The organism is Leptolyngbya sp. FACHB-36 (assembly GCF_014695955.1).
In the GTDB taxonomy this organism is placed as follows: domain Bacteria; phylum Cyanobacteriota; class Cyanobacteriia; order Leptolyngbyales; family Leptolyngbyaceae; genus FACHB-36.
Genome location: NZ_JACJPG010000189.1, coordinates 118,581 through 130,314 on the forward strand (window position 1 = coordinate 118,581; position 11,734 = coordinate 130,314).

The 11,734-nt window shown below is 50.1% G+C and carries 18 protein-coding genes; 17 read left to right on the forward strand and 1 reads right to left on the reverse strand.

Features of this window, described 5'->3' with window-relative positions:
• Positions 1 to 5 precede the first annotated feature (5 nt).
• From H6F43_RS04235 to H6F43_RS04315, 17 genes are all read left to right on the forward strand, one after another.
• Entirely contained in the window at positions 6 to 1,163 is a 1,158-nt protein-coding gene (locus H6F43_RS04235) for a hypothetical protein (RefSeq protein WP_190340979.1), read from the forward strand.
• Positions 1,150 to 1,812, forward strand: coding sequence for a single-stranded DNA-binding protein (locus tag H6F43_RS04240; RefSeq protein WP_190340981.1), 663 nt, complete (start codon positions 1,150 to 1,152; stop codon positions 1,810 to 1,812). Before H6F43_RS04235 ends, H6F43_RS04240 begins: the two co-directional genes overlap by 14 nt.
• A gap of 227 nt (positions 1,813 to 2,039) precedes the next feature.
• The gene (locus H6F43_RS04245) at positions 2,040 to 2,996 is read left to right on the forward strand and encodes a hypothetical protein (RefSeq protein ID WP_190340983.1); all 957 of its coding nucleotides are present in this window, start codon (positions 2,040 to 2,042) and stop codon (positions 2,994 to 2,996) included.
• Between the two features lie 3 nt (positions 2,997 to 2,999).
• Positions 3,000 to 3,398, forward strand: a complete 399-nt coding sequence (locus tag H6F43_RS04250) for a hypothetical protein (RefSeq protein WP_190340986.1) — start codon at positions 3,000 to 3,002, stop codon at positions 3,396 to 3,398.
• Positions 3,398 to 3,751: a hypothetical protein gene (locus H6F43_RS04255; protein WP_190340987.1), complete on the forward strand. Its 354-nt coding sequence runs from the start codon at positions 3,398 to 3,400 to the stop codon at positions 3,749 to 3,751. Before H6F43_RS04250 ends, H6F43_RS04255 begins: the two co-directional genes overlap by 1 nt.
• Entirely contained in the window at positions 3,751 to 4,533 is a 783-nt protein-coding gene (locus tag H6F43_RS04260; RefSeq protein ID WP_190340989.1) for a DUF488 family protein, read from the forward strand. Before H6F43_RS04255 ends, H6F43_RS04260 begins: the two co-directional genes overlap by 1 nt.
• Positions 4,530 to 4,886, forward strand: coding sequence for a hypothetical protein (locus H6F43_RS04265; protein WP_190340991.1), 357 nt, complete (start codon positions 4,530 to 4,532; stop codon positions 4,884 to 4,886). Before H6F43_RS04260 ends, H6F43_RS04265 begins: the two co-directional genes overlap by 4 nt.
• Positions 4,883 to 5,083: a hypothetical protein gene (locus tag H6F43_RS04270; RefSeq protein ID WP_190340993.1), complete on the forward strand. Its 201-nt coding sequence runs from the start codon at positions 4,883 to 4,885 to the stop codon at positions 5,081 to 5,083. Before H6F43_RS04265 ends, H6F43_RS04270 begins: the two co-directional genes overlap by 4 nt.
• On the forward strand, positions 5,080 to 5,325 hold the full coding sequence (locus H6F43_RS04275; protein ID WP_190340996.1) for a hypothetical protein: 246 nt from the start codon (positions 5,080 to 5,082) through the stop codon (positions 5,323 to 5,325). Before H6F43_RS04270 ends, H6F43_RS04275 begins: the two co-directional genes overlap by 4 nt.
• Positions 5,326 to 5,370: 45 nt before the next feature.
• Entirely contained in the window at positions 5,371 to 6,318 is a 948-nt protein-coding gene (locus H6F43_RS04280; RefSeq protein ID WP_190340999.1) for a DUF5131 family protein, read from the forward strand.
• The gene (locus tag H6F43_RS04285) at positions 6,315 to 6,911 is read left to right on the forward strand and encodes a hypothetical protein (protein WP_242025306.1); all 597 of its coding nucleotides are present in this window, start codon (positions 6,315 to 6,317) and stop codon (positions 6,909 to 6,911) included. The genes H6F43_RS04280 and H6F43_RS04285 overlap by 4 nt, the downstream gene beginning before the upstream one ends.
• Before the next feature lie 177 nt (positions 6,912 to 7,088).
• The gene (locus H6F43_RS04290) at positions 7,089 to 7,283 is read left to right on the forward strand and encodes a hypothetical protein (RefSeq protein WP_190341001.1); all 195 of its coding nucleotides are present in this window, start codon (positions 7,089 to 7,091) and stop codon (positions 7,281 to 7,283) included.
• Positions 7,280 to 7,507, forward strand: coding sequence for a hypothetical protein (locus H6F43_RS04295; protein WP_190341003.1), 228 nt, complete (start codon positions 7,280 to 7,282; stop codon positions 7,505 to 7,507). The genes H6F43_RS04290 and H6F43_RS04295 overlap by 4 nt, the downstream gene beginning before the upstream one ends.
• The gene (locus H6F43_RS04300; protein ID WP_190341005.1) at positions 7,504 to 7,851 is read left to right on the forward strand and encodes a hypothetical protein; all 348 of its coding nucleotides are present in this window, start codon (positions 7,504 to 7,506) and stop codon (positions 7,849 to 7,851) included. Before H6F43_RS04295 ends, H6F43_RS04300 begins: the two co-directional genes overlap by 4 nt.
• 387 nt (positions 7,852 to 8,238) lie before the next feature.
• The gene (locus H6F43_RS04305; protein ID WP_347272367.1) at positions 8,239 to 8,592 is read left to right on the forward strand and encodes a MarR family transcriptional regulator; all 354 of its coding nucleotides are present in this window, start codon (positions 8,239 to 8,241) and stop codon (positions 8,590 to 8,592) included.
• Between the two features lie 161 nt (positions 8,593 to 8,753).
• Positions 8,754 to 9,779, forward strand: coding sequence for an aromatic ring-hydroxylating dioxygenase subunit alpha (locus tag H6F43_RS04310; protein ID WP_190341007.1), 1,026 nt, complete (start codon positions 8,754 to 8,756; stop codon positions 9,777 to 9,779).
• A 48-nt stretch (positions 9,780 to 9,827) separates the two neighbouring features.
• Positions 9,828 to 10,343 carry an ureidoglycolate lyase gene (locus H6F43_RS04315; protein ID WP_190341009.1) on the forward strand — a complete coding sequence of 172 codons (516 nt, stop codon included), beginning with the start codon at positions 9,828 to 9,830 and terminating at the stop codon, positions 10,341 to 10,343.
• Between the two features lie 50 nt (positions 10,344 to 10,393).
• Here the strand turns inward: H6F43_RS04315 and H6F43_RS04320 are convergent, their stop codons facing one another.
• Entirely contained in the window at positions 10,394 to 11,470 is a 1,077-nt protein-coding gene (locus H6F43_RS04320; RefSeq protein ID WP_190341012.1) for a site-specific integrase, read from the reverse strand.
• Positions 11,471 to 11,734: the final 264 nt, after the last annotated feature.

Genomic DNA, 11,734 nt, shown 5'->3' on the forward strand with positions numbered 1-11,734 from the left:
CCACTATGTCCCGACAAACAAGACTTGACGCGAGGACGATCGAGGCGCTGCTGAAGCATGTCGAGAAGCGTCCTGGCATTTCCGAACCTGAACTGGCAGTCTGCCTTGGACTGAAACCCTGGACCGAACGAGCAAAAAAAGATAAAGCGCCCTCAAAAGTTCCGAATCGCCTACTAAGGGACACACTCAAACAGCTAGCAGAAGAGGCTGTAATTCAATACAAGCAAGACCAGTTTGCGACTCAAGGTGAGCCGTTTAAGGTGTTCCCAGCGAGCTACAAACTACCGCAGAAGAAGAGGCGTTCTCCATCTGATAGCTGCCGAACGTACACGGCTTCGTCTGAAAAGATTCGACAGTTAACTGCAAAAACGTCCACAAAGATTGCGCCCTTTCGACTACTTGGGAAGCCCGTTATAACGGAAGATGAGAACATGAAAAAAAAGCCTGAGAAAGAAAACGGATACGACCTGCTTGAGCGCTGCAAACAGAAAGAATCAGGGCGTCGATCGCCAGATAGTTTGAAGGAGGCTGTTCGACGCGCTATTCAGAAAATGCTTGATTCAGGACAGCCTTGGACACTAGGAAAAGTGTGCAGCTATGCGGCTGTCCCAGAAGACTACCTGCACAAAAATGCCGACATGATGCAGGAGTTTGGTAGGGCATTAAGCCAAATTCAAAAGACCTTACTACTGCCGGAACAACTATCTCAACCCGCAGCTAAGGAGGCTAAAACCGCACCAGTCAAGACAGAGGAGATTGAACAACTCCAAGAGCTTGAAGAAGTCAATCGGGATCTCAGAACTCGACTAGCGGACGCCGAAGCGCGCATTCAACAACTTGAGCAGGATTTACAGGAGGCAGCGCGACTGCAAGCGAAGATCCGGCAGTTAGAAACCGTAAACGAAAGTTTGCGTGATCGCATCGGGGCGATAGAAGGTTCATCGTACTGCTCTGACTCGCAACTAATTGCCTGCCTTGCGGATGAGGAGATCCGTTATCGCCTGAAGGTTAAGCAATGCACTCAGGAGATTGAACAGCTCCAAGAAGATGTAGCAGTGTCACAGGCAGTTGCAGATGTACTGCGAAATCTGATTGAGCGCAAGCAGTGGGACGCTATCGAGACGATCGACGAATTTAGCGGAGGCAACCATGTTAAGCCCTGAGCAGTTTAAGCAATACCTGGCGATCGAGCAGGCAAAACTCTTCACCTTAGAGCGGATTGCAGTGTCGCTGGAGCGCATGGCTCCGACCGACCAAAAAGCACCAAGCTGGACTAAACCACTGTCTGATTTTCTGCAATTTGACTGGGCATCTATTGGGGCAACAGTGGTTTCAATGGACGACAGCGGTCCCTCGATCGTCGAGTGGAATGGCAAGCAATTCTATCGACGATCACCAAATAACCGATTCGGTGAAGCTATCTGGTTCTCCCGTTCTATTGGAGAGCAAGATAGCGAAGGAAAGACGATTTACGAACGGCTAGTTACGTTCAAACTATTGACTGAAGTTGAGCCGATCCCTAACAAGGTTAACCGAGCGATCGAGTTTGCATCAAAGTCTCAACAAATTAATCCGAAGACAAATCCTGCTGCTGTTGTTTTGAAGGAGGATCTGTCTCATCTGATTTCTCTAAGTGATTTCCATTTAGCAAGACTTGGATGGGACAAAGATCAGGGACGGGAGTATCTAGAAAAAACCTACAGAAAGCGATCAAGACAACAGCTAACTGATGAAGAGTTAGCAGACTTCGTGGAGCGCCTTTCAAGGCTGCCATCGAACGTGCCAACGAACGTCGAAGGGGCTAGAACGTGACAGGCTGCCTTTACGACGCCAGAGAGCGGCATGTTTTTATACCGTCAAAGTTTGATGACTTACCCTTAACGCTTGAAGCCTATCGAGTCTATTGCCACTTAGCTCGACGAGTCAACAAAGAAACTCGCACCGCCTACCCCAGTTACAGCGCGATCGGTGAGTCTTGCTTTCGCGGTTCTTACCCCAATTCATCGGCTTCATCTCTAAAGGCAAAAGCAATTGCAGCCGTGAAAGAGTTAATTGATTTTGGTTTGGTCAGGAAGGAATACCACAGCGAAGGCAAGGAATTCAAGCACAACGTCTACCACTTGACTCCTCAAAACGAATGGGTCACGCCTGAAGAAGCTGTCAACTCCTGCAATGTCAGAAAAGGACGGCAAGGGCTCAAGAGGGGGGTGGCTAACGGGGATAACCACCCGGTTAACGGGGATAACCAGGGGGGGTGGTCAACCGGGATAACCACCCTGGTTAACGGGGATAGCCTACCCCGGTTAACAGGGATAACCACCCCGGTTAACCCCACAGTACCTAAAGGAAACTCCATTGAAGGAAACTCCATTGAAGGAAACTCCATTGAAGGAGATCGATCGCCAAAACGCGATTTGACAACACCTTCCAACCTGATCGAATCCCGCGCTGTCGCGCGTGAAGCGATCGAGATCAACGGAGTAAGGACGGATTTAATTCAACCGGAAGTAGTCGAGACTCTCGCTGTCAGTCCAGACCTCAAATCAAGCCTTACTGGTCAAGTTGAAAACGGCTTGAAGGGGACGATCGTTCCGACGTCGCGGCGCAAACAGAAAAAACAAAAATCATCGCCTGATCGACGACCAGAAGCCTTTGAGCAGTTTTGGGAGGTCTACAGGGGCTTTTGCCTTGAGGTCGGTAGTGAGGCGGGACGACGTACCGAAGCTGTAGTTGCCTGGGATGCCCTGCTGCTTGAGGACTGCTTGGAGGCTCTCCAGGAAGGCACAGCCTACTACGTCGAGATCAAGCATGAGCAGTTTTTACGGAAAGGTGAGGCGATTGGCGTCTCACACGCCTGCCGTTACTTACGTGATCGCAAGTGGCAAGACGCCCTGGATTACAAGCGCCGCCAAGTGAATTCTTCTCCCCTGAGTTCCGCAGACCGACGTGCAATGCAAACCTACGAGTCCGCGATGGCGGCAATTGCAAACCTGTAATCCATGATTGACAAAGAAGTTTTTTCCAAGTGGTTCACTATCCTGTCCGAGCGATTTCGCCAATCGTTTAGCGGACCCACGATCGCGGTGTACTACGAATTTCTTGGTCCCAAACTCAGCACCGAGCAGTTTGAGGCGGTTGCGCGGTACTTGTTTGGCGGAGACGGAAGTTCGCTGCCATCCCCGCCGGAAATCGTCAGCTTGGCGCGAACGCTGGTCCCAGATCCGGCGCTGCCTGAAGCGCCTCTGCCGAAGTTGTACTGCGAGATGACGCCAGCGGAGCAGGCGAACTACCGCCAGGTGATCGATTGCTTCCGGGCGATGCTAGTTGAAGTTGATCCCAAATTTGCCAAGTTCGGTGCCGAAATCATCAAGGCAGCCGTCGAGGGAGGGCAGGCGTAATGCTGGACATCCTGACCCGCTATCACAACTCGGTTCAGGCAGAACTGCTGGACAACAGCGACCTGCAAACCTCCGTCATCCGCGCTGTTTACCGCGCCTTCTCTGGACCCACCATAGTCGCGCTGCTGGGGGCGGAGTGGGAGTTCAACGTAGACAACCTTGCGCTGACCTACGACCACGAAGCGCAGATCTGCCACGCAGCAAACCTGGGCTACCTCAACGAGTTTGCCCGATCTCTGCATTCCCTCACCGGAATCGACTGCGTTGTGGTGTCCGGCGAAGACGGTCTGTGGCGCATCTCGCGGCAGGGAGATCGCTGGATTCTTGAGTCGCTGCTTGAGGAGGCGGCGTGATGGCAATCTACACCGCCAGCTACTTCGCACCGGATACGCATCACGGCAAGCTGATTGCGATTTCCCGATCGCTTCCCGCTGACGGTCCGATTGCGGAGCGACTTGACCTGTTTGCTCCGACAGTAGACCTGCTGAAGTTCTGGAAGCACTCTGCTCAGGACGATGCCGCATGGGTTGAGTATGAAGCGTGGTTTTGGTCGCTGATGGGCGATCGCAAGCCAGAAATCCTCGAGTGGCTGCATAGGGTCTCCGCGGACGAGGATATGACGCTGCTGTGCTGGGAGAAGACCGACGATCGCTGCCATCGTCGTCTGGTGGGTCGGTTGATCCAAAAGCGGCGATCGGAACTGTGGGGTGGGGAGTCCGTCGCAATCGTCTCACCACCACCCGCAAAAAGGTCCATAGAAGGCACAGAGGCAATCCCGGCGGGTTCTAAGTTTGTACCTTCTTTAAGTCCCTTGCAGGGCATTTTCGATGGAGGGCTGCACCCGGATCAAGCAGCGTGCGTCCTCAAATCGCCTCACGAATCCCTAGCATTCCCGTCGAACAACTCGCAACACCTCGAAGACGCTTTGGCGCTACTGCAGGGGCAGGAAGGCTCGATCGTGATGCACGCTCGACTGCGTGGCTGGGCTGGGGTGGTCTACGAGATTCCGTGGGGGCTGCCTGATATGCGCGACGTGCTCTGGACCAAATCGCCTGACCCCGCGATCGAGCTTCCTACGGTTCCAAGGCGCTATCCCGTCAAAGATTTAATCGTGGTTAGTAGGAGAAACCCATGATGCTTGAGGCTGAGAAAATGCAACAGATTCCAGGCTTGACGTTAGTTAAAACCGTAGATCTGAATTCCGTAATCTTGGGAAAGTCTGATTTGATTGAATTGTGGGAATTGGGTGTTTTAAGCCCTCTGGCGTACGTCTACATGGCGCTGAAATACGATGGACTAGATAATCCAATCGATGTTGAAGGCTTTATTTTCTGCTGGCAAGGAATCTCTGATCCAGATACAGGAAAAGCAAAGCGCTTGAGCAAAAAGCAATTGTTAGCTGCTGTAGCGACTTTGGAGGAGAAGGAAATTGTTGAGTTTAAGCCATCACAGCTTTGTTTAAGTTTTAGTTTTGGAGAAAAATCGTGATTGCCACTGTAATTGATTTGCTGGATACGCTTGACCGTGCGGACCTTTCTTCGCTGGACAAAGAGATTGCTTTTGCAATTCGATTTCACTGTCGAACGTTGCGCGATCAATTGGCTGCGCCTGATGTCGCTCCTAATGTTGAACCATGTGAACTGCGCGATCTGTTGGAGATGGTGCTTAAGCGTTCAAACTTATGAGCCTGCTGGAGTATTGCAGGGATTCTGAAAGTCTAAATAGAGCAAGAATACAGGAAAAACCCGTGCGAAGGAAAATTGAAGACTTGCAAATAGCATCGATCGTTCTGATTGTTTTGGGTGTGTTCCTGTTGGCAGCTTCAATGGTTACCCTCAATCCGGCTGCGACTGTTTTTGTCGCAATTAGTTCTGCTGCTGGAATCTACGGGTTGTATTTGGCTGATTTGTACAAGGATTTCTGGTAAAAGCTTTATCAATTACAGTTGCAGATTAAAATTGCGAAGGTCATAATGGCTGAAACAACAAAAATTCAATGGACTGACCACACCTTTAATCCACACATTGGTTGTGAGAAAATCAGCCCTGGCTGCGCTAACTGCTACGCGGAAAAATCAACGCCCAGTCGTGTTTTCAGAGTTCGATGGGGCAAAAGTGAACCTCGTCGCCGCACGTCTAATGCTAATTGGAAAGAGCCCTTAGCTTGGAATCGAAAGGCGGCGCGAGAGGGTATTCGTAGGCGGGTATTCTGTGCATCTTTATCAGATTGGTTAGACCCTGAAAGTCCCATCTCATGGCTAGCTGATCTACTGCGACTGATCGAGCAAACTCCGAACCTGGATTGGCTAATGCTGACGAAGCGGATTCATTTATGGGAGGACAGATTACACGCAGTTGTTCGGGAAACCCACGGTGGAGCGGACACGATCGCCTCATTGTGGCTGGATGGTCAACCACCTGAGAACGTGTGGTTGGGAACGACCGTCGAAGATCAGAAGCGGGCAGACGATCGCATTCCGCTTCTATTGCAAACTCCGGCAGTGGTTCGGTTTTTGAGCGTAGAGCCACTACTAGAAAGTGTCTCTCTCCAGTTAACGCCCGACGGTCGAAGCTGTATTGCTTGTGAAGATGGCAGTCATCAGCTCTGGGAGTGTCATCACATATTGGCTCCTCGTCCAGACTGGGTGATCCTCGGTGGAGAGAGCGGCTTCAATGCTCGTCCTTGTCATCTGGAGTGGATTCGCAAGGTTGTGCAGCAATGCCAGGATTCCGATGTCCCCGTGTTTGTAAAGCAATTGGGCAGTGCCGCGATCGACGGCAAAACGACTCATTTCTTTCTGAACCTGAAAGACCGCAAGGGCGGAAATATTGAAGAGTTTCCAGTAGAGCTTCAGGTTCGAGAATTTCCGCTAGTTACATCACTGAAATATACAGTTTGTGTTTCAGGAGATTTCCAATGATTGGAAACTGTACAGACCAAAAAATTACCGGGAGTGAGATCGTGCGTTGCAGCACTCCCGGTCCCGATGAAGTCCGAATTCTAACTCTTTGGGAACCCTGGGCAAGCCTAATTTCACTCGGCTTGAAGAAGTTTGAAACTCGATCGTGGGGCACCAAATACCGGTGCAGGCTGGCAGTTCACGCTGCGCAGAGGAAGCCTTCTGCTCCTGATATATCCATTTGGGTCCAGGCGTTAAAACTCGGAAACCACCCGCTTTATTGCCAGCAACCCGCGATCGATCTATTGCGTTGCCAATCTTATGGAGCGATCGCTGCGCTCTCGCAAATCGTGAATTGCTTGGAGATGTGGGACAGCACCGTTTACGGACCGCCGATGCCGCCACGCAGAAGAGGCATTGATATTTCCACGGTTCCTGCACTCGAGAAGCTTGTAGGCGACTGGCGTGAGGGACGGTTCGCTTGGCAGTTAGAGAACACCGTCCATTTACCAAAACCAATCCCCTACAAAGGCGGGCAAGGGTTGAGGCGGTTGCAGAACGAAGCGGTATTGAGCGCGATCTCGGCTCAGGTTGAAGAGGCGATTGGATGCTAGAGAATCTTCCCCCTCCACGAGCCGAAACTCCAACAGATTCTCCATGCGTTAACTGCTGCCACTGGCACGGCGCAACGTATTTTGGAATCCCCCTGTTGTGCCCACTTCATTTTCAGGGTTGGGATTGGACTGGACGAAGATGGTGCCCAGACTGGAAAGCAAGGGAGGTGCGATCGAGTGACTAGATTTTCAATTTGGAGCCAGCCCACCTACACATTGTCGATCGTAAACTATGCCGAAATTCCGTTCACAGTTCGCTGGGCGGGGTCAGAACTGACGACAAATGAACGTGCCAAAGATGTTGGCAAGCTCATTTGGTCTTTCATTGTTAACCCACATCTTAAGGACAAATTAGTGGAGGAAGCAAAATGACTAAAGAAATGGCTTGGCTGCCTGCAGCAGGTGTAGACGGTACAAAAATTCTGCATATCAAAGATAGGTTTGGTACGTGGCGACCCTACACCACTTTTCCTCATTTAGCCGCTCCTGATTATCCAATTCCAGGAGGTTCTAAGGGTTGGGCAACTTATCAGAAGCTCAGAGCCTCAGGGTATGCGTTGGTCGCTACGACAGAAGCAGTGGAGGCGCGATCGTGAACCACGAAGAAACGGCACTAATTTTGGAAACTGCGCTAAAGGCAGCCCAGTCTGCCGTGATCGCTGCAAATGCTGCTTTGGAGGCGCTCAATCAGCGCAAACAAGAGGCGGACGAAAATAGATGGATTTCTCTGTCTGAAGCGGTGGCAGCGCTGGGTCCAGGATTCTCGATCGACATGCTTCGTGAGCGCTGCACCGATGGCAGATTTAAGCACGGCACTCATTTTATAAACACCAGCGACGGCAGCCGTCCAAACTACTTGCTCCGCGTTGCGTCAGTACGCAAATATTTTGAAACCGAGCCGGAGCGTCGATCGCCCACTAAATTGCGGCGAATTGGCTAAGACATTATCTCAAAACTTCATACGGCAATAGAGACTTGTACTTTCGATAACTTGGTGAGCTTGAGCCAAACGCAAGCTTCCCTCAACCGTCAAAAACAACTGGACGGTTCGTCCGTGTTTTGGGTGTGCTTGACGAGTGACTAAACCACTGGCAATAAGGGTCACAGTGTACCCTCTAGGCATGAGCAGCCTTGTCCACCCATACCATTACTTGATTGTTCAACGTTGTGGACAACAGCGTCTATTCTGGAATTGTAAGGAGCCTAACTAACGATTGGATTTCATCACTTGAGCACGAAACAACTTTGGCAGCAGAAGCAATCCGTTTACAACCTTGGTTATCGCATCAAGTTGTTGTCACAAGCACTCAACCGGCGATTACAAGATGTGCTTGATCCCTTTGGACTCACGCCGTTCCAATGGGAGGTGCTGGATTGCCTGTGGCAAGAAGACGGAGTCCCAACCTCCACTTTAACTAAGCAGTTACAACAACTCGGTGGAACCTTGACGGGGGTTCTGGATGTGATGGAGAAGCGTGGATTAGTCTACCGAGAACGGGATCAGAACGATCGCCGTGTTTGTCGCATTTGGTTGACAGAAGCTGGAGAGCAATTAAGAGAGATCGTACCTTCAGTTGTCAACACGTTGAAGCAGGAGACGTTTGAGTGCTTGTCTGAGCAGGAACTTCAACTATTGTCTGGTCTTGTTGATCGTATCATTGCTCACACTTCCCAAGATTAATCCTTAATCAACCGGATGAAGCACCCTTGAGTTAGGTTTCAAGAACGACTGCTCAAATTGTATCCAGTTTGGCAACCCAACGAAGAGTTATGAATTAGCCTTTACTTCAGACCTAAATTATTCAGGTCTGAAGTAAAACTAGATAATGGATTGAGAACAGTATGCTCGCAACGAAGCAGCCGATTTTGAGACGGTTTTGGTATCCTACCGTCTCGATCCAGGAGCTTGTATCTGGACCGCAGCCCTTTGAGTTGTTAGGGCAGAAGCTCGTTCTCTGGTTGAACGAAGCAGGAAAACCTGTCGCTTTAGCCGATCGATGTCCTCATCGCTCTGTACCGCTATCCAACGATGGAGCAGTCGTAGATGGAACAATCCGTTGTGGCTATCATGGCTGGCGCTTCAATTCAGAAGGAGCGTGTACTTACATTCCTCAGTCTCCAGATTTGACTCCTTCAAAGCGATGCCGAGTTGAATCCTATCATTGTACTGAACGTTATGGATATGTTTGGGTATGTCTCGACGAACCACTGGCTGATATTCCTCACATTCCAGAAGCATTCGATTCAACTTACCGTTTGATTCCTGAATATGCAGAGATTTGGCAATGCAATGCCTTTCGAGTGACCGAGAATGCCCTCGATGTCAGTCACATCAGTTTCGTTCATCGCAAAACGTTTGGGGATGATCAGGCACCCGTTGCGCCAATGCTGCAAGTCAATCAACTCGAAAACGGCGTTGAGTTACAGGGCCGTGTTCCTGTTGCCAACGATGAACTTCAGCAGAAGAATCTTCGCATCCCTGATGAAAAAACGCTGCGGATTATCAATATCAAATGGCTCATGCCCTGTACGTTTCTGCTCCATTTTACTTACCCAAATGGACTAATCCATCTAATCGTGGGATTTGCGACGCCAGTCACCGATCAAAGTTGCTATCGCATTCAATTCTGCTTACGCAATGATACAGAAGCGGATGCCCCTACAGAAGATGTTGCAGCGTTTGATCGCTCAGTTGGTAAAGAGGATCGGCAGATGCTGGAAAGCACAGATTACGACCTGCCGCTGAATTTGCGTGAAGAGCATCACATGCTTCTCGATAAGCCCGGAATTATGATGCGACGGCAACTTGCACAACTTCTCAAAAAACACGGTGAGGTAGAACAACGGCGAGAAATTGTTTACCGCTAATTGTTGGAGAACCTTTGAAACTTCTGAAACAACAGATGGTATTTCATCATGAGCATTACACCGTCACTGAATCTGCTCAAGGTGCAAGCAATTACATCCGAGAATTTCCAGCGGTACGGTCAAGTCATTTGGGCGATCGAAGATGGTAAGTCCTACAGTTTAGAGGACGCTCAACTTGATTTGAGCCAAGGTATTCCCCGCTTTTATGTAATGCGTTTGCATAATAGAGGACGAACCTTCCATCGAATCACTCGACATTTAAGCTGCACTCAATGTCTTGGAGCGATGGAAGGAAAAGAGTGGTTAATTGCCGTTGCTCCGCCTAAAAACCTGGATGACCCTCAAGCAAAGCCGTTTATAGAGGAAATTGAAGCCTTTCGCATTCCAGGAGACTGCTTTATCAAATTGCATGTAGGAACATGGCACGCTGGACCTTACTTTGACGCTGAGTGTATTGACTTCTACAACCTTGAACTCAGTGATACCAACATTGTGGATCATCACACCTGCGATTTGAAGAGAACCTACAATGCCTCACTGCACTTAAGCGAAACGATTTCATAAATAGACTTAGTTGCTCAACTTGCTCCCTGGTTCAAATGGATAAAGTCGAACTAAGTCCTCTGGTTCGTCTTCTTCCAGGCTGCCAGCATGTGATTATCGTCAAGGAATTGATGATAGGTGGAGAAGTGGACTGTCAAATCGTGGCGCATCATTTTAGCCGCGATCGATGGGTCCAGTCCGAGCACTGCCGTCCTTACCGCCCAAGCGTGACGAAGCGCGTACGGTGTGAACGGGAAATTGTGTCGAGCAAAATATTTGGTCACGCGCATCCCTAGCGTCGAGTGATCCTTTCCTGGCAAGATGTTTGGCACCTTTGCATCTGCCAAATTCCACAACTCCCACCATTCAGGCAAAAAAGGGTACACTCGCCCGCCTCCCGTCTTACCATCTAAAACCGTCAGTGCGCCTGGAGGCTCTTTCAAGCTCTCCAGATCTAGCAGGAATACCTCATGGTTTCTCAATCCATAGGTTGCCAACATCCCGTAGACCCACTGCCACGCAGGGTCCTCAATCTGGTCTCGCCACTCTACAATCAGTTGATCGCTCGGTAAATCTCTCGGTTGCACTGCCCTCGGTGAATACGAGCCTCTCAATCGATCGAGCTTGAGTTCAATGCCCGCCAGTTTTGCGAGTTGTCCAAAGACCATACAAACTCTTTTCCGAGTGCGAGTATCAGGCTCCGTTTGGGCGATCGCCTCCAATAGAACCTCAGCAGTCAACGGCTTCTCCGCTGGCAGCTTGCGGAGTGAAATTGCATAGTCTTTTTGCCAAGTAGTTTCAGTTTTGGGCGTGCGACTTCTCTCCTGGAAATACCTCGCCTCAAACTCTGCTGCCCAATCAGCAACCGTCTGCCGCTTGCTGGCTTTGCTGAGATATTTATCCCACGAGAACTGCCCCATTGCAATCTCGCTCGAAACTTCTAGCGCTGCAATTTTGGCGCGTTTTAGTCCGGCGGGGTTGGCGTAAACCCCGATCGCGATCTCCTGTTGGTGCCACTCCGTTTTATTGCTGTCCGGTTTTGGTGGCAAGGTGGCGCGGAGATACAGCCGATCGTTTCGGAGGTTTATCGCAACCCGAATCTTTGCTGCTTTCAATTCCGTGTTGAGCTGATCTAGCTTAGCTTTCACGCTTGGCTGGCTTCCCAAAATTTACCTAAGCGCTTCACTAAATAGCGCCCCTGATAAGGGAATATAACACTAGATAGATTCTCTTAAAGCCTTTGAGAACAGGGTTTATCTAACCCTTAAATCTCAAACCCTTGCAGGAATAGGGGGATGTCAGAGGATTGTGGTTCCTCCACGCGCGGGTTCGACTCCCGTCGTTCGCCCTGGTTTTTGTACAATGACTAATTATTTGTCACTAGTGACGAATTGCTGTCGTCGAGGACATAT

Coding starts and splice junctions, on each gene's coding strand:
- H6F43_RS04235 (WP_190340979.1), top strand. CDS start 6: ATGTCCCGACAAACAAGACTTGACGCGAGGACGATCGAGGCGCTGCTG.
- H6F43_RS04240 (WP_190340981.1), top strand. CDS start 1,150: ATGTTAAGCCCTGAGCAGTTTAAGCAATACCTGGCGATCGAGCAGGCA.
- H6F43_RS04250 (WP_190340986.1), top strand. CDS start 3,000: ATGATTGACAAAGAAGTTTTTTCCAAGTGGTTCACTATCCTGTCCGAG.
- H6F43_RS04255 (WP_190340987.1), top strand. CDS start 3,398: ATGCTGGACATCCTGACCCGCTATCACAACTCGGTTCAGGCAGAACTG.
- H6F43_RS04260 (WP_190340989.1), top strand. CDS start 3,751: ATGGCAATCTACACCGCCAGCTACTTCGCACCGGATACGCATCACGGC.
- H6F43_RS04265 (WP_190340991.1), top strand. CDS start 4,530: ATGATGCTTGAGGCTGAGAAAATGCAACAGATTCCAGGCTTGACGTTA.
- H6F43_RS04275 (WP_190340996.1), top strand. CDS start 5,080: ATGAGCCTGCTGGAGTATTGCAGGGATTCTGAAAGTCTAAATAGAGCA.
- H6F43_RS04280 (WP_190340999.1), top strand. CDS start 5,371: ATGGCTGAAACAACAAAAATTCAATGGACTGACCACACCTTTAATCCA.
- H6F43_RS04285 (WP_242025306.1), top strand. CDS start 6,315: ATGATTGGAAACTGTACAGACCAAAAAATTACCGGGAGTGAGATCGTG.
- H6F43_RS04295 (WP_190341003.1), top strand. CDS start 7,280: ATGACTAAAGAAATGGCTTGGCTGCCTGCAGCAGGTGTAGACGGTACA.
- H6F43_RS04310 (WP_190341007.1), top strand. CDS start 8,754: ATGCTCGCAACGAAGCAGCCGATTTTGAGACGGTTTTGGTATCCTACC.
- H6F43_RS04315 (WP_190341009.1), top strand. CDS start 9,828: ATGAGCATTACACCGTCACTGAATCTGCTCAAGGTGCAAGCAATTACA.